Origin of the sequence: Micromonospora sp. WMMA1998 (assembly GCF_027497375.1) — a bacterium.
GTDB lineage: Bacteria > Actinomycetota > Actinomycetes > Mycobacteriales > Micromonosporaceae > Micromonospora > Micromonospora sediminicola.
In genome coordinates this window covers 1778122-1796362 of sequence record NZ_CP114911.1, presented here as the reverse complement: position 1 = coordinate 1796362, position 18241 = coordinate 1778122, and the positions used below count along the sequence as shown (strand labels likewise).

15 protein-coding genes are annotated in these 18241 nt (G+C 71.0%); 7 read left to right on the top strand and 8 right to left on the bottom strand.

Translation table 11 applies throughout. From position 1 onward, the window contains the following. Positions 1–21 precede the first annotated feature (21 nt). From O7600_RS07795 to O7600_RS07780, 4 genes are all read right to left on the bottom strand, one after another. The gene (locus tag O7600_RS07795) at positions 22–1122 is read right to left on the bottom strand and encodes a hypothetical protein (protein WP_281593016.1); all 1101 of its coding nucleotides are present in this window, start codon (positions 1120–1122) and stop codon (positions 22–24) included. A 96-nt stretch (positions 1123–1218) separates the two neighbouring features. Beyond that, complete coding sequence (locus O7600_RS07790) at positions 1219–2790, bottom strand: HAMP domain-containing sensor histidine kinase (protein ID WP_281593015.1); 1572 nt, start codon at positions 2788–2790, stop codon at positions 1219–1221. 2 nt (positions 2791–2792) lie between these two features. Beyond that, positions 2793–3512, bottom strand: a complete 720-nt coding sequence (locus O7600_RS07785; protein ID WP_281594087.1) for a response regulator transcription factor — start codon at positions 3510–3512, stop codon at positions 2793–2795. A 58-nt stretch (positions 3513–3570) separates the two neighbouring features. Continuing rightward, complete coding sequence (locus O7600_RS07780; RefSeq protein WP_281593014.1) at positions 3571–4932, bottom strand: HlyD family efflux transporter periplasmic adaptor subunit; 1362 nt, start codon at positions 4930–4932, stop codon at positions 3571–3573. Positions 4933–5141: 209 nt separating this feature from the next. Between O7600_RS07780 and O7600_RS07775 the strand changes: the two genes are divergently transcribed. Beyond that, positions 5142–5510 carry a hypothetical protein gene (locus O7600_RS07775; RefSeq protein WP_348651376.1) on the top strand — a complete coding sequence of 123 codons (369 nt, stop codon included), beginning with the start codon at positions 5142–5144 and terminating at the stop codon, positions 5508–5510. A 152-nt stretch (positions 5511–5662) separates the two neighbouring features. Further along, on the top strand, positions 5663–6886 hold the full coding sequence (locus O7600_RS07770) for a carbohydrate-binding protein (RefSeq protein WP_281593012.1): 1224 nt from the start codon (positions 5663–5665) through the stop codon (positions 6884–6886). A gap of 57 nt (positions 6887–6943) precedes the next feature. Here O7600_RS07770 and O7600_RS07765 read toward each other — a convergent pair whose 3' ends face one another. Continuing rightward, positions 6944–7462 carry a sigma factor-like helix-turn-helix DNA-binding protein gene (locus tag O7600_RS07765; protein WP_281593011.1) on the bottom strand — a complete coding sequence of 173 codons (519 nt, stop codon included), beginning with the start codon at positions 7460–7462 and terminating at the stop codon, positions 6944–6946. 178 nt (positions 7463–7640) lie between these two features. Here O7600_RS07765 and O7600_RS07760 point away from each other — a divergent pair, with 178 nt between their 5' ends. Further along, positions 7641–8420, top strand: coding sequence for a GerMN domain-containing protein (locus tag O7600_RS07760; protein ID WP_281593010.1), 780 nt, complete (start codon positions 7641–7643; stop codon positions 8418–8420). A 77-nt stretch (positions 8421–8497) separates the two neighbouring features. On the opposite strand, the gene O7600_RS07755 is transcribed toward O7600_RS07760, so the two are convergent. Continuing rightward, a complete protein-coding gene (locus O7600_RS07755; RefSeq protein ID WP_281593009.1) occupies positions 8498–8815 on the bottom strand; it encodes a hypothetical protein in 318 nt (105 codons plus the stop codon). A gap of 31 nt (positions 8816–8846) precedes the next feature. Here O7600_RS07755 and O7600_RS07750 point away from each other — a divergent pair, with 31 nt between their 5' ends. Further along, positions 8847–9383, top strand: a complete 537-nt coding sequence (locus O7600_RS07750) for a hypothetical protein (protein WP_281593008.1) — start codon at positions 8847–8849, stop codon at positions 9381–9383. Positions 9384–9489: 106 nt separating this feature from the next. Here O7600_RS07750 and O7600_RS07745 read toward each other — a convergent pair whose 3' ends face one another. Next, a complete protein-coding gene (locus O7600_RS07745; protein ID WP_281593007.1) occupies positions 9490–10767 on the bottom strand; it encodes a hypothetical protein in 1278 nt (425 codons plus the stop codon). A gap of 184 nt (positions 10768–10951) precedes the next feature. Continuing rightward, on the bottom strand, positions 10952–12178 hold the full coding sequence (locus O7600_RS07740) for a hypothetical protein (RefSeq protein ID WP_281593006.1): 1227 nt from the start codon (positions 12176–12178) through the stop codon (positions 10952–10954). Positions 12179–13223: 1045 nt separating this feature from the next. On the opposite strand from O7600_RS07740, the gene O7600_RS07735 reads away from it, so the two are divergent. The 3 genes from O7600_RS07735 to O7600_RS07725 all read left to right on the top strand — a co-directional run bounded on the left by O7600_RS07735 (position 13224) and on the right by O7600_RS07725 (position 18240). After that, positions 13224–15017 (top strand): glycoside hydrolase family 6 protein, encoded by a 1794-nt coding sequence (locus O7600_RS07735; protein WP_281593005.1) that lies wholly within the window; start codon positions 13224–13226, stop codon positions 15015–15017. A 779-nt stretch (positions 15018–15796) separates the two neighbouring features. After that, positions 15797–16621 carry a hypothetical protein gene (locus O7600_RS07730; protein ID WP_281593004.1) on the top strand — a complete coding sequence of 275 codons (825 nt, stop codon included), beginning with the start codon at positions 15797–15799 and terminating at the stop codon, positions 16619–16621. Between the two features lie 296 nt (positions 16622–16917). Further along, the gene (locus tag O7600_RS07725) at positions 16918–18240 is read left to right on the top strand and encodes an extracellular solute-binding protein (RefSeq protein WP_281593003.1); all 1323 of its coding nucleotides are present in this window, start codon (positions 16918–16920) and stop codon (positions 18238–18240) included. Position 18241 lies beyond the last annotated feature (1 nt).

Genomic DNA, 18241 nt, shown 5'->3' with positions numbered 1-18241 from the left:
CGGCTGGGAGTCGGGCGGCGGTCAGCTGTCGGCGATGAAGTCCTCGATCCGGTGCCAGATGTCGTCGCTGTTGTCGTCCTGCATCATCAGGTGCGTGTTGCCGTGTACGCCTTCGTCGGGCAGGTACACCAGTTGGGCCGGGTGGCCGGCGTCATCGACCAGGCCGACGGTGCGCCGGCAGGCGTCGAGTCGCCCGGTCTGCCGGCGTTCGGTGATCCGGTCGCCGTAGACCGCGAGCGTCGGCGCGGTGGGTGCCTGGTCGGCGTCGGTGGGGCAGCCGACGGGTTCGACCGCCACCACCGCCGCGACCTGCTCGGGGTGTTGGTCGGCCACCGCGAACGCGGCCGAACCGGCGGCCGAGTGGGCGAGCAGGATCGCCGGGCCGGTTCGCTCCAGCAGGGCGAGCAGTGCCTGTTCCTGAGCCGTCGCTCCCGGTCCCCGGCTGCCGCTGTCGGCCGCACCGGTGGCGGTCGCCGACGGTCCGGGGGTGGGCTGCTGTGGGGTCGCATCAGCGCGTGCACCAGCCGCGCCGCTGTCGGACCGCCAGTACGGTGGCAGGGCGGCGAGGAACTGGTCCATGTCTTGCACCGGGAACCGGGTGTCCGGGTAGGGCTGGCCGGGCGACGCCCCGAAGCCCCAGCGCGGCCAGATCTCCTCCTCGCTCCACACCGACATCGTCGGTTGGCTCCCTGGCGGGGCCTCGCCGGCCGCCACCGCGTTGAACGGCCGCACGTCGAAGCCGGAGATGGCCAGGGACGGCTCGTCCAGCACGTACACGGGGTGGCCGGCGCGGGCCGCCTGCTGTGCCCAACCCTCCCGGCCGTCCGGCGTGGTCAGGAAGATCGACGAGCTGAGCCCGAGCCCCGGCATCATGATCACCGGTGGCTTGTCGGCCCCGGTGGGGACGAGTTGGTGGACCATCGCCTGCCCGGTCCAGGCGGTCGACGTCTGGTCGCCGGTGTCGTCGGTGGCCTGCTGCCCACCGACGAAGAAGTAGCCGCTCGCCGCCACCGTCAGCCCTTCGTCGCGGGTGTCGCTGACCCATCGGGGCACCAGGAGCGCCCCGGTCAGTAATGCCAGGGCCGTCGCCGTCGCCGCGACGGTCCGTGTTCTGGTACGCATGCTGCCTCCCGTTCGGTTCCTGCACGGGAGTGAACGGGGGCAGGCTCGGAGCGGACTCCGCGTCCGCTGGACGTTTCCGCACAGCCGCCGGTGGGGTCAGCTGTGCATGGTGCGTAGCAGGTCGACCAGTTCGTCGCGGTCGGCGTCGGGCACCGAGGGCAGCAGGACCCGGAAGGTGGCCCCCCGGCCGGGGGCGGTGAGCAGCTCGACCCGGCCCTGGTGTCCCCGCACGAGGGCCGCCACGATGGACAGGCCGAGGCCGGACCCGCCGCTGCCGCGGGCCCGGCTCGGGTCGGCGCGGTAGAGCCGCTCGAAGACCCGTACGGCCTGGTCGGTGGCCAGGCCCGGCCCGTCGTCGGTCACCTCCAGCACCGCGGCCGGCGTTGCGGCGGGCAGCGGGTCTCCCACCGCCGTGACGGGCGGCGGTCCGGCCGGGGTACCCCGCAGTCGCCCGGTGCGGACCGTCACGCGGGCCTGCGGTGGCGTGTGCTGCAGGGCGTTGTTGAGCAGGTTGGCGGCCACCTGGCGCAGCCGGTGCTCGTCGCCGGTGACCATCACCGGTTCGAACCCGTCGTTGTCGTCGAGGGCCGCCAGGCGGATCCGCCGCTGGGGTGCGCGGGCGTGCGCGTCGCGGACGCTGTCGGCGGCGACGGCCAGCAGGTCGACCGGTCGACGTCGCAGGGGGCGTTCGTGGTCGAGTTGGGCGAGCAGCAGAAGGTCCTCGACGAGCAGACCCATCCGGGCGGCTTCGGCCTCGATCCGCGCCATCGTCCCGTCCAACTCCGGGCCCGGTGGCGTTCCGCCCCGGCGGTAGAGCTCGGCGAAACCGCGGATGGAGGTCAGCGGCGTGCGCAGCTCGTGCGAGGCGTCGGCGATGAACTGCCGCAACCGCCGCTCCGACTCGCGGCGGGCGGCGACCTCGGTGGAGATCCGGTCCAGCATCAGGTTGAGCGCCCCACCGAGCCGGCCCGGCTCGGTGTGCGGATCGGCGTCCGGCACCCGGCGCGACAGGTTGCCCCCGGTGATCTGCGTCGTGGTCTGCTCCATCCGGGTCAACGGCCGAAGGCCGAGCCGGACCACCACCGCGGCGAGCGACGCCAGCAGCATCAGGACGACCACGATCACGACCGCGTCGATCAGCAGCAGCAGGTCGGTGGTCTCCTCGACCTCACGCAGCGACACCGCCAGCACCGCGATGCCCCGGTCGTCGCCGCGCTCGACCACCAGGACCCGCCAGGCGGCTGTGCCGTCGGCGGCCTCGACGGTGTACGGGCGGGCGTCGGTGGCACGGGCGACCAGCCCGTCGTACGGCTCGACCACCGGCACCGTGGTCGACTCGTCGGAGCGCCGGACGTCCTCCAGGTTGCCGTCCGGGCCGTACAGCAGCACCACCTGCTCCGGGCCGAGCCGGGCGCGCGGCAGCACGCGGGTGCGCTCGCGCGGGTCGAAGGTCGGAACGGTGTCCCGGGTGAACGGCCGGCTGACCGCGGTGAGCTGGTCGTCGATGCGGTCGGTGAGGTTTCGGCGCAGCAGCACCAGCCCGGCCGCGTTCGCCGCGACCAGCGCGAGCGCGGTCAGCGCTGCCACGACCACGACCAGCCGGGACCGCAGGGTCCAGCGTCCCCAGCGGCGCAGCCGCCGCACGCGGACGGCGCGACGGCGTCCCACCGTCACCCACCCCCGGTGCGAGGCACCCGTAGCGTGTAGCCGACGCCTCGGACGGTGTGCACCAGCGGTGGGGCCTGCACGTCGATCTTCTTGCGCAGGTAGTAGATGTACGACTCGACGATGCGTCCGTCGCCGCCGAAGTCGTAGTTCCACACCCGGTCGAGGATCTGCGCCTTGCTGACCACCCTGCCGGCGTTGACCATCAGGTACCGCAGCAGGTTGAACTCGGTCGGCGACAGCTCGACGACCCGGCCGCCGCGCCGGACCTCGTGAGCGTCCTCGTCCAGTTCGAGGTCGGCGTAGCGCAGCATGCCGTCCGGCGCCGGCGCGTCGTCGGCGCGGCTGCGGCGCAGGATCGCCCGGATCCGCAGCACCACCTCCTCCAGGCTGAACGGCTTGGTCACGTAGTCGTCCGCCCCGACGGTCAACCCGGAGATGCGGTCCTCCACGGTGCCCCGCGCGGTGAGGAACAGCACCGGCACCCCGGCCCCCGCACCGCGCAGCCGCCGGGCGACCTGGAAGCCGTCGAGGTCGGGCAGCATCACGTCGAGCACCACCAGGTCCGGATCGAACTCCTCGGCCAGGGCCAACGCCTCATGGCCGCCGCCGGCCACCCGCACGTCGAACTCGACCAGCCGCAGCGTCGCCGACAGCAGGGCACGGATGTTCTCCTCGTCGTCGACGACGAGCACACGGGTACGGCGATCAGACACGATTGCCAGGTCTATCGGGGAAACCTCGGAGCGAGCTGGGAGCGACCTGTCCCGGAGCTGAGCGAGATCATCCGGTGGCGAGGAGCAGGTCACCCTCGGCGAGGCCGGACCTGATCTCCACGAACTGGTCACCCCGCACACCGATCACGACGGCGCGTGGTTCGGCCGCCCCGGCGAGCAGTACGCTGCCCGACCCGTCGGGCCGAATCTCGACCGCGCCGGACGGGACCCGCAGGACGTCCGCGACGGTGGCGATCCGGATCCGCACGGCGGCGCTCTGCCCGATCAGCAGATCGTCCGGTGCACCGTCCAGCGCGAGCCGGACCCCGAACCGGACCACCTGACCGTCGCTGGTGCCCACCGGGTCCACCTCGACCACCTCGGCGTCCAGTTCGGTGTCCGGCCGTCCGGCCGGGGTCACCGTGGCGGCCTGCCCCACCGTGATCTGCCCGGCGTCGGCTTCCGGGAAGGTCGCCGTGATCTGCATCCCGTCGACGACCGCCAGCTCGATGAAGCGCGCACCCGCCGACGCCCGGGTTCCCACCGGCCCGGCCACCGACAGCACCCGTCCCGCGACCGGCGCGGTGATGGTCGTACCGGCCAGCCGATCCTCCGCCTCGGCCAGGTCCAGCTGCGCGGCGGTCACCTGCTGGTGCGCCCGCAGCAGCGGGTCGGCGCCGGCGGCGTTCCCGCCCGGCCCCGAACCACCCGGCTCCGCCGGGCAACCTCGTGGGCCCGCCGACGCCGGGGTCGACGCGCTAGCCGCCGGCCCCTTCCCGGTTCCGCTCGGCGAGGGCTTGACGGGGGCGGCCGACGATCCCGTGGGAGTCGGTGCGGCCGACCGGGTGGCCGACGGCGAGGCCGACGGCGAGGGCTGGTCAGGCTCGGGCCTCGGTGTGGGTGACCCCGGGTCGCCCGATGGCGTCGTCCGGGCGGTGTCGCCCGCCGTGGCGGCGCCGGCCGCACCTCCCGCGCCGTCTCCCCGCGTGTCCGAAACGGGTGACGTGGCGCACGCGGGGGTGTCCGGCTCATCCTCGGCCTCGAGGTCGTCGAGCGCGGCGCGTGCGTCGGCCAGCGCCTGCTCCGCGCGCGTCACCTCGGCGTGGGCCTCGTCGTCGTCGAGTACCGCGAGCACCTGCCCGACGGTGACGTCGGCCCCCGGGCGGACCCGGACCTCGGTCACGGTGCCGACCGCGGTGAACGCCAGTCCACGGCTCGCCGCAGGCCGTACCGAGCCGGTCGCGGCGACCGCCGAGGTCACCTCACCCCGGTCCACCCGTACGGTCGCCGCCGGCGCCGCGGCCCGATCCGCGTCGCCGGAGAACGCGACCGCCCCCGCCGCGACGGTGACCGCGACCAGCGTGGCGGCGGCGACGGCGGGTACCGGCCGGCGCCGGACCGCCCGCCACACGTGCAGGTGGATGCCCATGGCAGCGATCGTCGACCCACTTGCTGACAGGGAACTCGGCCGCACCTCGGAGTTGCCTCACAGCCCGCGGTTCCGAGGCGACTCCCAGGCCCGTCGGAGCGACGCCGGAGGTTGGTCGTCTCTGCTGACCCGGTCGGGCGGGCGTGGGCCCGCACCCGAGACCCGAGGAGAGTCACATGCCCCGCATCCATCGACGACCGGCCCTGACCGTGGCGGTCGGCGCCGCCCTGCTCGCACTCGCGGCCGGCTGCGGCGGCGAACCGGCGGCCGAGCAGTCGAACCCGACCCCGCCGGCGTCCGGTGGGCTGGCCGCGTACGCGGCGTGCCTGCGCGAGCAGGGCATCGACGTACCCGATGACCTGCCCTCGGCCCGACCCGGCCGCAGCGGGCAGGGGGACCGGACGGCCCGACCGAGCGACCGACCCACCGCCCGACCCTCGGGACAGCCGGCCGAGGGGAACCGCCAGGGCGGGCTGGAGGCGTTACGGCCGGCCGACGTCGACGACGCCACCTGGGCGAGCGCTCAGCAGGCATGCGAGGGCTCACGCCCGCAGGGCGGCCGGCGCGGCGACGGCTGAACCCGAGGGCGGTATGCCGGGCAGTTGACCCGTGGTGGCGGCGAAACCTTCCACCATGGGTCGGGGTGTCCGTCTGTGAGCCGTCCGGCCGGGCCGACAGCACCCGGTCCCGGCCGGACGGCGACCACACCCTCGTACCGGAAGGACCACGGATGCCAAGGATCAACCACCCCGGTCTCGCGGCTGCCGCCTGTGCCCTCGGGCTCGGCGCCGCCGTCGCGCTCACCGGGCAGCCCGCGCAGGCCGCGCCGCCGGCCCTCGACTTCGGCTGCGAGCGGCTCGCCTGGAGTTCGGACGGCAACTACCACGACCGCGACGACATCGGCGCGTCCGCCATGACGCTGGCGCTGCTCGCGGAGAAGGGCCAGCAGTCCCGGCTCGTGCACTGGGACTACAACTCGCACCTGGGCAGCTCCACCGCGAGCTGGGAGCGGGACATGGTCACCGCCACCGAGGGCGTCGCCGGGCGGTTCGGCTACGACGTGGCCGGCATCTTCCGCAACAGCCAGACGAACCTCGACGGCGCCGTGTCCCATCTCCGCGCGGCCGTCGACTCCTCCACCGCCGGCAACACCCTCTGCCTCGTCGGTGCCGGCCCGATGGGTGTCGTGTACCGGGCGTTGCAGGGCTCGAACAGCGCCGCGCGTCAGCACGTCACCCTGATCTCGCACTCGGACTGGAACAACAACCACGACGACGACGACAACCGGTGGAACCTCGCCGACATCCGCCGCGACTTCCCCCAGGTGGAGTACAAGCGGATCCCGGACCAGAACGCCGGCCTCGGCACCGGCGGCGGCGAGGGGAAGTGGGCCTGGATGGCCGACAACTCCGACCAGCGGCTGCGCTACGTGCACAACGTGGTCAACAACATCATGAACAAGAAGGGCGACGTCTCCGACGCCGGAATGATGTACTACCTGATCACCGGCGACGACTCCGGCAACGCCAACAAGCTGCGTACCTTCCTCACCGCCTCGGGGGGCGGTGGTGGTGCTGCGGAGACGGTGCAGGGTGAGTCGTACACGTCGCACTCCGGCGTCCAGTTGGCGTTCCACGGCGCGGCGCAGGGCGGCGCCACGGCGGGGTACCTGAACGACGGCGACTGGGTCGGCTACGCCGAGGTGTCCACGACCGGCCGGACCGAGTTCTCCGCAAGGGTCGCCTCCGGCACCTCCGGCGGCACCATCGAGGTTCGGGCCGGCTCGGCGACCGGCCCGCTGCTCGGCTCGGTCGACGTGCCCGCCACCGGCGGCTGGACGACCTACCGGACCGTCTCGACGTCGCTGTCGGGCGCGGGAAGCGGCCCGCTGCACCTGCTCTTCACCGGCGGGACCGGCTTCCTCTTCGACGTGGACAGCGTCATTCTGCGCTGATCAGGGTCAGGTCGGGGTGGGGTGCGGCGACAACGCCGGCATCCCACCCCGCTCCGCTCAGGGGCGAAGGTGAGCGAGGAGGTCCTCGGTTCCGGTCGTCTCGTCCACCCGGAGCGCCGCGTGCAACTGCTGCCGGCCCCGCCGCAGCCACGTCTTCACGGTGTTCTCCGGCACGCCCAGCTCGACCGCCACCTCCCGCACGGAAAGGTCGACGACGTAGTGCAGCACCAACGCCTGCCGGTGCCGTACCGGCACCGCCCGCAGCGCCTCGGCGACGGCGACACCGTCACTGCTGTCACCGTCGTGGAACCGGTCGCCACCGAGACGCAGCAGGGCGGCCGCACCGCGCAGCGCCTTGCGGCGCCGGGAGAAGGCGAGGTTGAACGCGACCCGCCGGACCCACGCCTCCGGCGCGTCGTACCCGCTGATCTTCGTCCACCGCGGCAGGGCCCGGGAGAACGCCTCCTGGGCGAGTTCCTCGGCGTCGTGGCGATTGCCGGTCAGCACGAACAGCTGGCCCACCAGCCGACGGTACGTCGCCAGGTAGAACTCGGTGAACTCCCGATCTGTCGACATCGGACCTCTCGACACCTGTCGCGACGCGCGCATCCCCGATTCGGGTGCTTACCGTGCGGCGACCATCCCACCTGGACACTGTCGTACTCATCCGCTTAAATAACGATCGCACCGTATGTGATTAATGTGGCAGCGTCAAACGGTAGAGTGGCGACGGTTACGCCCAGGGGAGATGACGGTGACTGACGGAGTTCCGGACGCCGACGCGACACGTGACGCGCTGCGCCGGCTGGCCGGGACCGCCGCCGACACCGCACGTCCGCCGGATCTGGGCGACCTGCGCCACCGCGCACGCCGTCGACGCGTCCGCTCCGTCGCCGTGGCCGGTCTGGTCGCCGCAGCGATGGCAGCCATTCCCGTCGGCGTGGCCGTGACCGCCGCACCGTCGCGCGCGCCGCAGCTCGCCGCTCCCGCACCGACGGCCCCCGCCGCACCGACACCGGTGCCCTCGCCGCCCCGCCCGTCCGATCTCCCGTCCAGCACGACGGCGAGCGCCCCGGCGACGGAGACCGGTGGCCCGATCCAGCCCGCGACCGAGCCGACCGTCGGCACCCGTGAGGTGAAGCTGTTCCTGTTGCGTGAGCAGGCCGGCCAGCGCTGCCCGCAGGTCGTCGCGGTGAAGCGGGACGTCCCGGCCCGCGGCGTCGCCAAGGAGGCCCTTCGGGCGCTGCTCGACGGCCCCACGCCCGCCGATCGCGCGGCCGGCCTCACCAGCGCCTTCGACGGTGACGCCCACCGCTTCCGCTATCTCAAACTGGACGGAACGAACGCGCGGGCGGACTTCACCGATCTCGACGGCATCCTGGCCCCGGACGACAGCTGCGAGAAGACCAAGCTGCTGGAGCCGATGCGCCGCACCCTGGAGCAGTTCGGCTGGATCGCGCAGACCCGGTTCTCCATCCGCGGCGACCAGCGGGCCTTCTACGTCGACGTGCTGCACGAACGGGTTCCCGAATGACGTGACCGACCGGTCCAGCGGTGAAACCTGGCACCGGCCCGTGGAGTGCCATTCTGTGTGAATCTCCAACACCAGAATCAGAGCAGGCCCCCCGTTCCCCTCGGCGCGGCCGGCCTCGCACCGGCCGTCCGACGGCGGCCGCAGGTCGCCGCGCTGATGGTGATCGTTGTCCTCGCCGGGGCGAGCGCCGGGTGCGAGCCGGGCGACGCCCGGGTCGCATCATCGGCCCCCTCGGCGACGCCCCCGGTCACCGTCGCGGTCACGACGACGCCGGCCCCGGTCCCGAGCGCCTCGATAGCGCAGCGCACCAGCGGCGCCGTGGCCTCCAGTGCGCCGAGCAGACCCGATTCCGCCGCGACGACCAAGGCGCCCGCGCCCCCACTGCTGCCGGTCACCAGCAAGAACACCTCGCAGGGACGGCTGTACATGGTCTCCGGGCTGTCACAGTTCGCGGCCAACCACGCGTACCGGTACATCGCGATCGTGACCGGCACCGAGCCGGGCGCCAACGGCCACCCCGGGCTCAGCGGCGCGCAGAAGGAGGCTCTCCGCACCCACCTCAGCTCTGTCGTGGCCACGGTCTCCATCGACCTCGGCGGCAAAGGCCTGCTGCCGGGTGACGACACAATCAGCTACTTCGAGATGTACACCGCGATGGCACTCGGATCGACGCTCTACCGCCCGTTCTTCGCGGCCGAGGCGCACATCGACGACGAGTACGGCCGCAACTGGAGCGAGAACCTTCGGAGGTTGGTCGTCGCAGCCGGTGGCATCTCGGCCGACATCGTGACGATGATGCTCGACCGGGCAGCCAACGGTCAGAAGATCGAAGGTGGGCACAACGGCGCCATCGAGATCTTCGGTGGGCTCGGCAAGGAGTACCAGCCGCACCGCCTGCGCAACGACAAGGCCTTCTCCCGTAGTGCCGGCCGTCTTCAGGAGGTCATCGACACACTGAGGTGAGGACGGGCCCCGCCCGGTCGACGCATCCGCGTCGGCCGGGCGCCTGGCTGGATGCGACTCGTCGACGGGCCGGGCCGGTGCGTGCCGCCGGCCCGGCCCGCGCGGTTCACTTCGAGGCGGCGCGCAGGTCGTCGAAGATCGCGGGCGCCTGGGCGCAGACCCGGTCGTACGCCGTGTCGAAGTTGGCGTCGCCCTTGCCGTTGGTGTCATAGCCGGCGATCCCGCCGTGCAGGAACACCAGGAAGGTGATCGCGTCGGAGAAGTCGGGTGTGATGCCGGCGTACTTGGCGTTCAGCTGGACGCCCGGGCCCTTCTTCGGGATGGTCACGTCGGCGCCGCACGCGCCGCGGGCGGTGTTGATGAACTTCTGCCCGGCGGCGCCCAGCTCGATCAGCTTGATCTTGTTCTTGGCGGCCAGCTCGTGTACGTACTCGCAGGCCGAACGGTCGGGCCCGCAGTTCGGGTCGATCGGGAAGCCCGGGCTGGTGACCGTCCAGTGGCTGACGATGGAGAGCTTCGCGAGGTCCTGCGGGGCGTTGTGCTCCAGCCAGCAGGCCGCGCCGGCGGACTCGGTCATCGGGCCCCAGTTGAGCACGGTCAGCCCGCCGGCCCGCACGGCACTGATCAGGGATTTGACGGTGGCCGGCGGGTTCTTCACCCACGGGTTCGAGGCGGTGCAGGTGGTGAAGCCGCCCTGGAGGCCGCAGATCGAGGACAGTTCCAGGTTCTTCAGGTACGCCCCGTAGGCGTTCCGCGCGTGCGTCATCGCCCCGGCGCAGTCGGTGATCCGCTGCTCACCGCCGACCACGACCTTGGCCAGGGAGAACTTCGGGGCGTACACGCTCAGGGCCGCCAGGGCCGAGATGTCGTCGGCGTCGGTCTCGCCGCCCGGCTCGCTCATGTCGGAGGTCACCCACAGCTTCGGCTTGCTCGGGTCCGTGGGAGCCGGCGTGGTGGGAGAAGTCGGGGTCGTGCGGCCGTCCTGGTCGACGGTGAACGTGACGCTGCGCCTGGTCGTGGTGGATCCCCTGCTGGCGACAGCGGTCAGGGTGTACCTCCCCTCGGACACCGTCCGGCTGTCCCATCCGAAGGGCGACCCGTTGCTGTCACCACCGAAGAAGTACGGTGCGACCCGTTCGGTCCGGGTGAGGTCCGTCGCGCCGTCGAGGTGGAACACCACGCTGTCGGGCCGGCCGTCGACCTTCGCCTCGATCGCGACGGTTCCGCTGACCACCCCGCCCGCAGGGATTCCGGTCAGCCCTGTCACCCGGAGGGTCTCGTCGGCGGACGCCTGCGGCCCCAGGATCCAGATACCCGCCACCATCGCGGTCGCCGCCGCGGCGAAACCTGCCGCGGTCGTCCATCGCTTGCTGCTCCTCGCCATGCCTGTCACTCCTGCCATTGCTTGTGCCGATGCCCGCCGCGGTCACGGAAGGCGGTTGCCACCGAGAAAATCCCGTCCAGCCGCGTGCGGCGTACGCGTCGAAGTGCGGGGACGGTGAGGTGAAGGTGGTGGTACTCGGGGTGCGGGGCCGGGCGCCCTCCCGGCTCCGCACCCGGTGACGCCGTCACTCGCAGCCGGTGACGACGACCTTGTTGCCGGAGGTGTTGGTGCCCTGGACGGTGTTGGCGGAGGTGCTGCGCACCACCGTGCAGTCGCCGCCCTCGACCCGGATGGTCTTGTTCTTCACGCCGTCCTTGAACGCGTAGAGCGGCGCCTCGACCATGCCCGGGTTGACCTTGCGGGTGAAGCCCGCACCGACGATCCGGATCGTCCGGGTGTCGGCCTTCGTGCCGCCGGCCCAGGAGAAGACGCCCTGGTTGTAGCCGTTGGACGAGTTGGAGATGACGGTCAGCCCGTCCAGGATCGCGGTGCCCTTCCCGTAGTCACCCCAGGCCATCTGGATCGGGGCGCCGTTGCGGTTGTGCACGATCGTGGTGTCCCGGATGGTGAGGTCGCCGGTGTAGAGCTTGGCGGAGTCGTCCCAGGTGTCGATGAGGGTGTTCTCGATCAGCGAGTCGTCGCCGCCGCTGAAACCGTCGGAGTTGTTGCTGCCCAGGTCCCGGTTGTCCAGGTACCGCATGCCCGACATGACGACCTGCGCGTTCTTGGCCCACATGTGGTAGAAGCGTGGGTTGACCGAGGTGTAGGTGCGCAGGGTCAGCTTGATCTTCGCTTCGGTGGTCACGCCGGCCCGGGCGTAGTCCTTGACGTGCGGACCGTCGCCGGTCAACTGGGACGTCTGCTTGTCCCGGCCGGTGATCGTCAACGGCTTCGTGCGGTTGGCCGGGATGAAGAAGTTGCCCTTCAGGGTCACCCCCGCGCCGATCACGATCTCCGTCCAGGAATCCGGTACGGAGAGCTTGCCGATGGTCTTGTTCGCGGTGAACGTCGCCACTCCGCTGCTGACCGACGGGTTCGCCGCACTCGCGTTGCCGCCGGTCGCCGGCGTCGAGGCCGGCCCCCCGGCCCGCTGGCCGACCGTGAACCGGACCGTGCGCTGGGCAATGCCGCCGGGGCCGATCGCCCGCACCGCCAGCGTGTACGCGCCGTCCGGCGCGGTGGCCGCGTTCCAGCCCGGCACGGTCGTGCCGTTGTTGCCCAGGAAGTAGTAGGGCGCCTCCCGCTCGGTCCAGGTCGCCGTGCTCGCGCCGGAGAGCGAAAATTCCACCCGGTCGACCGTGCCGCTGGTGCGCGCCTCGATCCGGGCCGTGCCGCTCAGCGTGGCACCCTCGGTGACACCGGCGAGCTGCGTGATGCGCGGGGCGTCGCCGGCCGACGCGATCGGGGCCACCGCCCACGCCCCACCACCTGCGGCAACTATCAGGCCGGCAACCGCCAACTGACGCCAGGACCGTCGTGACATGGTGTCTCCTCAGGACTCGTTCGGCTTCCACTGACCGGCGCAGCACCGATCGACAGAGGGACACCCCGCGTCACCGGCCCAGGTTTCACCGCAGGGGAGTCGGATGCGGCATTGCCGCGAACCCACCGGTGGCCTGAGACACGTTTCAGCGTTTCGACGCACGTCGTCCCAGGTCATCCCTCATGTGTCGGTCGAGCGCGTCCGTGGACCTGGCCCCACCCGTCATGTGTCGGCAACGATCCGGACATGAAGATTGAGCGATGGCTTGCGGCGGTCGTGCCCACCACTCCGGCCCAGGCCGTCCCGGCGGCCGGTACGACATCGATGATGATGGAGGGCTGCTCCGGGTGGCGGTAGTCGCCGACCCGCCAACACGAGCGGCGTAGCCCCGGTTTCGGCAGATATAGATTGCGTGAGCAGCCCGGCGCGCGATGCGGGATCTGCTGACCGACAATTGCTGGCCTTTCCGTCTCCTCACATCAATCAGACCGTGATTCTATAATTGCGTCCTCGCGATAATGGCTTCCGTGGGTTGAATTCGTCCTCATTGGCTCCGCGATGCCTCTGAGCTGCGGCGATAGCATCGTTGAATCGCCCGGACGTGGGGCGTTTCCTGCTGCCCGGAATGCATCGGACGCTCGGCACCCGTAGGGTGGGCATTGCACATTCCAGTTGCCGGAAAAATGGATGCGGCTATTGTTTCGGAAGTGCTCCCATGTCACAGTGGGGAAGCAGTAGGAGCCGCGCTGAAATAGCGCGTCGGCAGGAGGTCGAGGGCTCCGGTTCGCCGGACGACCATCCCGCCGACCGCCCTTGTCGCGTCACCGTCGACGCCGTCGCACCACCACCGCCCGTCCGGGTCGGGCACCTCGGAACAACATCGACGACACCGGTGGTCTGTCACGCGTACGCCCACCGGGTCGATCAGCCGGGCCGCCTGCGGCCCGGTCCCGTCCCCAAGGAGATCTGAGTAATGAACGTGTGGAGAAGGCTGTCCGGCTCACGCCGGGCGCTCGCGCTTTCCGGCGCGGGCATCCTGGCCGCGGGAGGGCTGGTGACGCTACCGGTCACCGCGGCTCAGGCTGCCACCCAGTGCGAGGTGTCCTACACGACCAACGACTGGCCGGGTGGGTTCACCGCTTCCATCAACATCAAGAACGTCGGCGACGCCCTCAACGGCTGGACGCTCGGCTTCACCTTCCCGAACGGCAGCCAGCGGGTGGGGCAGGGTTGGGCCGCCCGTTGGACCCAGTCCGGTCAGGAGGTCACCGCCCAGAACGAGTCCTGGAACGGCGCCGTCGCCGGCGGCGCGACGGTGAGCCTCGGCTTCAACGGCTCGTGGAGTGGCAGCAATCCGAAACCGACGTCCTTCACCCTGAACGGCACGGTCTGCAACGGCGGCACTCCGACCACCCCGCCGACCAGCAGCAGCCCGTCGCCCACCACGAGCCCTTCCCCGACGGCCAGCCCGACCCCGTCGCCGACCGGCCCGACGACCCCGCCGGGGCCGAAGGCGGACAACCCGTACGCCGACGCGACGGGCTACGTGAACCCGGAGTGGAAGGCCAAGGCCGAGTCGGTGGCCGGCGGCAGCCGGGTGTCGAACAACCCGACCGCCGTCTGGATCGACCGGATCGCCGCCATCAACGGCACCCCGGACAGCAGCTCCAACGGCGCGATGGGCGTCCGGGACCACTTGGACGAGGCGCTCGCCCAGGGTGCCGACTACATCCAGTTCGTCATCTACAACCTGCCCGGCCGCGACTGCGCCGCGCTCGCCTCCAACGGTGAGCTGGGTCCGAACGAGCTGCCCAAGTACAAGTCCGACTACATCGACCCGATCGCCGCGATCCAGGCCGACCCGAAGTACAAGGACCTCCGGATCGTCAACATCATCGAGATCGACTCGATCCCGAACCTGCACACCAACACCGGCGGTAGCCCGGGCGCGACCGCGATGTGCGACACGGTCAAGGCCAACGGCGCGTACATCAACGGCGTCGGCTACGCCCTGGCGAAGCTCGGCGCGATCGGCAACGTCTACAACTACATCGACGCCGCCCACCACGGCTGGATCGGCTGGGACAGCAACTTCAGCCCGGTCGCGACCCTGCTGCACCAGGCGGCGATCGCCTCGGGCAGCACGGTGGACAACGTCACCGGCTTCATCGTCAACACGGCGAACTACTCCGCCCTGAAGGAACCGTACTTCAAGGTCACGGACACGGTGAACGGGCAGATGGTGCGGCAGTCCAAGTGGGTCGACTGGAACTTCTACGTCGACGAGCTCTCGTTCGCCCAGGCGTTCCGGCAGGAGCTGATCTCCAAGGGCTTCCGGAACACCATCGGCATGCTGATCGACACCTCCCGCAACGGCTGGGGCGGCTCCGCCCGGCCCACCGGCCCGGGTCCGATGACCAACGTCGACGCCTACGTCAACGGCGGCCGCATCGACCGTCGGATCCACGCCGGCAACTGGTGCAACCAGTCCGGTGCGGGTCTCGGTGAGCGGCCTCGGGCGAACCCCGAGCCGGGCATCGACGCCTACGTCTGGGTGAAGCCCCCGGGCGAGTCGGACGGCTCCAGCACCGCCATCCCGAACGACGAGGGCAAGGGCTTCGACCGGATGTGCGACCCGACGTACACCGGCAACGCCCGCAACGGGAACAGCATGACCGGTGCCCTGCCCAACGCGCCGATCTCCGGCGCCTGGTTCCCGGCGCAGTTCCAGCAGCTCATGCAGAACGCGTACCCGCCGTTGTCCTGATCCCGATGCTCGCCCGTCAGGTGGCGTCAGCACGGCACCTCTGACGGTAGTTTCCCCGGTCCCTGGTCCCGGCCGCCCGGCCGCGACCAGGGACCGGGTCCTGCGTGTCGGCGGTGGCTGACGAACCCTCGACCGTGAACCTCGACCGGGACCGGGATGCCAGCGACCTCGGTCGCCGCGACGCCGCACGTTCGCCCACGGCATCCGCAGAGCCGGCTGTCGGAGTGCGGTGCGCGCGTGACGCGTGGCCTTGCTCGAGGCCTGCCGCCCGATCTCACGGGACCCGGGGTACCGGCCCCCGGCTCGCCCAACCGGGGGCCGGTACGTGTCACCACCGCCGTGCGGAGCGGGTCACAGGGCCGGTGGCGCGGACAGCACCGGTTGGGGAGCCGGGGCCGGGGTCGCGGAGCGTACCGGGCGGTGGCCCGAGGCTGCCACGTGTATCTACAGTTTTCAATTGTCGGGTGTGGGATCGCCGATGACAGTGCCGGAGCGATCACGCCCTGGAACGCCGACTGAGCAGCGTATCCGCAGGCGGGCGCGGATCTCGTCGGCATCGCCCGGGCCGGGCGAGGGCTGAAACGATTCATCGGCGAGGCCTCGGGGGTGGCGGTGACGTGAAACCCCCGGCGGCGGGTCGGAGTGTTCACTCCCGTGCTGCTGGCAGGCGCCCCGTTGCGCAGTGTTACTCAAGCATTGCCAGAAAGTTTCCATTGACGCTGGCCGTGTTCACTGTATACAACGTATCCGTCAGGTTCGCATCGATGAACGGAGGCCGGATGAACAAGGCGTTCAGCGGGAGGTGGCACCTCGCCGCGACGGCGGTGGCGGCATTCGCGTTGCTCGGTCCCGGTGCGGTGGCCGCACACGCGGCGGCACCCGCGCTCAACTATCCGTGCGAGCGGATCGCGGTGAGCTCCGACGGCAACTACCACGACCGGGACGACATCGGCGGCTCCGCCATGGCCCTCGCGCTCCTGGCGGAGAAGGGCCAGCAGTCCCGGCTGGTGCACTGGGACTACAACTCCCACCTGGGCAGCTCGACCGCGAGTTGGGAGCGGGACATGGTCACCGCGACCGAGGGCACGGCCGGCCAGTTCGGCTACGACGTGGGCACCATCTTCCGCGACAGCCAGGCCGATCTCGGCCGCGCGGTCAACCACCTCAAGAACAAGATCAACGCCTCGACGGCCAGCAGCCGGCTCTGCGTGGTCGGAGCCGGACCGATGGGTGTCATCTACCGGGCGCTGGACGCCTCGGACCCCGCGGTGCACCCGTACGTAGCGCTGATCTCCCACTCCGACTGGAACAACAACCACGACGACGACGACAACATCTGGAACCTGGCCGACATCCGCCGCGACTTCCCCCAGGTGCGCTACACCCGGATTCCGGACCAGAACGCCGGTCTGGGCACGGGCGGCGGCGAGGCCAAGTGGTCCTGGATGGCCACCTCCTCCGACCCCGACCTGCGCTACGTCCACAACGTGGTCAACAACATCATGAACAAGAACGGTGACGTCTCCGACGCCGGAATGATGTACTACCTGATCACCGGAGACGACGCCGGCAACGCGACCAAGCTGCGCGACTTCCTGCAGTGACGGGACGCGGGGCGGTGCCCGCCGGAGGACGTTCCCGGGGCCGCCGCCCCGCTCCCGCGGCTCGGGCAGGGGAGGCCCGCAGGTGATCCCGCAGCCACCGCGAGGAGCCGGCGATGCGACCGCCGGCTCGACGACGGCGAACCGCGGCATCGAGACGAACAGACGGCCCCGACATCGGTGCACCTGCCGGTAGGGGCGCCACACCCCGGAGCGACCGGCTCGGCCGGACCGCCTCCGCACCCCCACCACACCTCCACGACCGGATCAACCATCGGTCGACCCTCCTTGGAGTAGCCATGCCACACCTGAGCCGCATCGCCATGTCCCGCCGTCACGCGCTGAGCCTCGGCCTCGGCGCCGGCCTCACCGTCGCCCTCGCCGCGTGCGGCGAGGACGGCACCTCGACCGCCGGCGGGACATCGCTCGGCGGAGCCAGCCTCACCGGCCTGATGCGTGCCAGCTTCATCCCCGCCATCCACGAACTCCAGCAGAAGCAGGCCACCGCCTGGGCGGACTCCCACGGCGGGGCCGTCGAGCTGACCTTCGCCAAGGAGTGGCGGGAGCAGATCGCCGCGGTCGTCGAGTCCCGCGCCGGCGAGGACCTCGGTGAACTCTTCGCCAACCAGGCGCACATCTACGCGGACCGGCTGGTGGACCTCACCGACCTGTGTGAATCCATCGGTGAACGCGACGGCGGTTGGTACGACGTCGCCCGGGACGCCTGCGTCGTCGACGGCCGGTGGCGGGCCGTTCCGCGCGCCTACACCGCGCACGTGATGAACTGGCGCACCGACCTGTTCGCGCAGGTGGGGATCACCGAGTTCCCGAAGACCTGGACCGGTCTCGTCGAGGCCGCGACCCGGCTGCGGGACGCGAAGCTTCCCCGGGTCGCACTCACCATGAGTCAGGCGGGGCCGAACGACTCGGCCAGCGTCGCCTACTCCCTGCTGTGGTCCTACGGGGCCGCCGAGGTGGAGAAGGACGGTAAGACCGTCGCCATCAACAGCGCCGAGACGCGCGCCGCCGTCAAGGTGATGCAGGACCTGGCCGCCGCGAGCGCCCCGGAGATCTCCTCCTACGACGAGGGCGGCAACAACACCAGCTTCCTCGCCGGCAAGATCGCGGTGACCCAGAACGCCACCAGCATCTGGTACACCGCCCAGAAGCAGGCGCCGGACGTCGCGAAGAACATGAGCCACGCCCGCTACCCCGAGGGTCCCGCCGGTCACCAGCAGCTCGTCGAGATGAACTCGCTGGCGATCTTCTCGCACAGCAAGCGGATCGAACCGGCCAAGGACCTCTTCGGCCACCTGATGGACAAGGCGCAGCTCGGCAAGCTGGCCGAGATCGCGCTGACCTACTACACCCCGCTGCTGAGGGGCTACGACGACCTGCCCACCATGCCGTGGAACTCCGAGGCCAAGCTCAAGGGGCTCAAGGGGCTGGCCGCCGGCGGGCACATGCCGGGCTGGCCCGGGCCCGCCTCCCGGCAGTCGGCCCAGGTCTACAACAACCAGACGATCGTCAACATGTTCGCCCGGGTGATCAGCGGCAAGGCCAGCGCGGAGGAATCCATCCGGGTCGCCGAGGGTGAGCTCAAGAAGGTGTACGGGGGCTGAC

What these genes read in the sequence shown, in the direction of transcription:
- O7600_RS07765 (WP_281593011.1), bottom strand. Translation starts at nt 7,462, where the DNA reads ATGTCGACAGATCGGGAGTTCACCGAGTTCTACCTGGCGACGTACCGT.
- O7600_RS07780 (WP_281593014.1), bottom strand. Translation starts at nt 4,932, where the DNA reads ATGGGCATCCACCTGCACGTGTGGCGGGCGGTCCGGCGCCGGCCGGTA.
- O7600_RS07725 (WP_281593003.1), top strand. Translation starts at nt 16,918, where the DNA reads ATGCCACACCTGAGCCGCATCGCCATGTCCCGCCGTCACGCGCTGAGC.
- O7600_RS07770 (WP_281593012.1), top strand. Translation starts at nt 5,663, where the DNA reads ATGCCAAGGATCAACCACCCCGGTCTCGCGGCTGCCGCCTGTGCCCTC.
- O7600_RS07745 (WP_281593007.1), bottom strand. Translation starts at nt 10,767, where the DNA reads ATGGCGAGGAGCAGCAAGCGATGGACGACCGCGGCAGGTTTCGCCGCG.
- O7600_RS07730 (WP_281593004.1), top strand. Translation starts at nt 15,797, where the DNA reads ATGAACAAGGCGTTCAGCGGGAGGTGGCACCTCGCCGCGACGGCGGTG.
- O7600_RS07735 (WP_281593005.1), top strand. Translation starts at nt 13,224, where the DNA reads ATGAACGTGTGGAGAAGGCTGTCCGGCTCACGCCGGGCGCTCGCGCTT.
- O7600_RS07750 (WP_281593008.1), top strand. Translation starts at nt 8,847, where the DNA reads ATGGTCTCCGGGCTGTCACAGTTCGCGGCCAACCACGCGTACCGGTAC.
- O7600_RS07795 (WP_281593016.1), bottom strand. Translation starts at nt 1,122, where the DNA reads ATGCGTACCAGAACACGGACCGTCGCGGCGACGGCGACGGCCCTGGCA.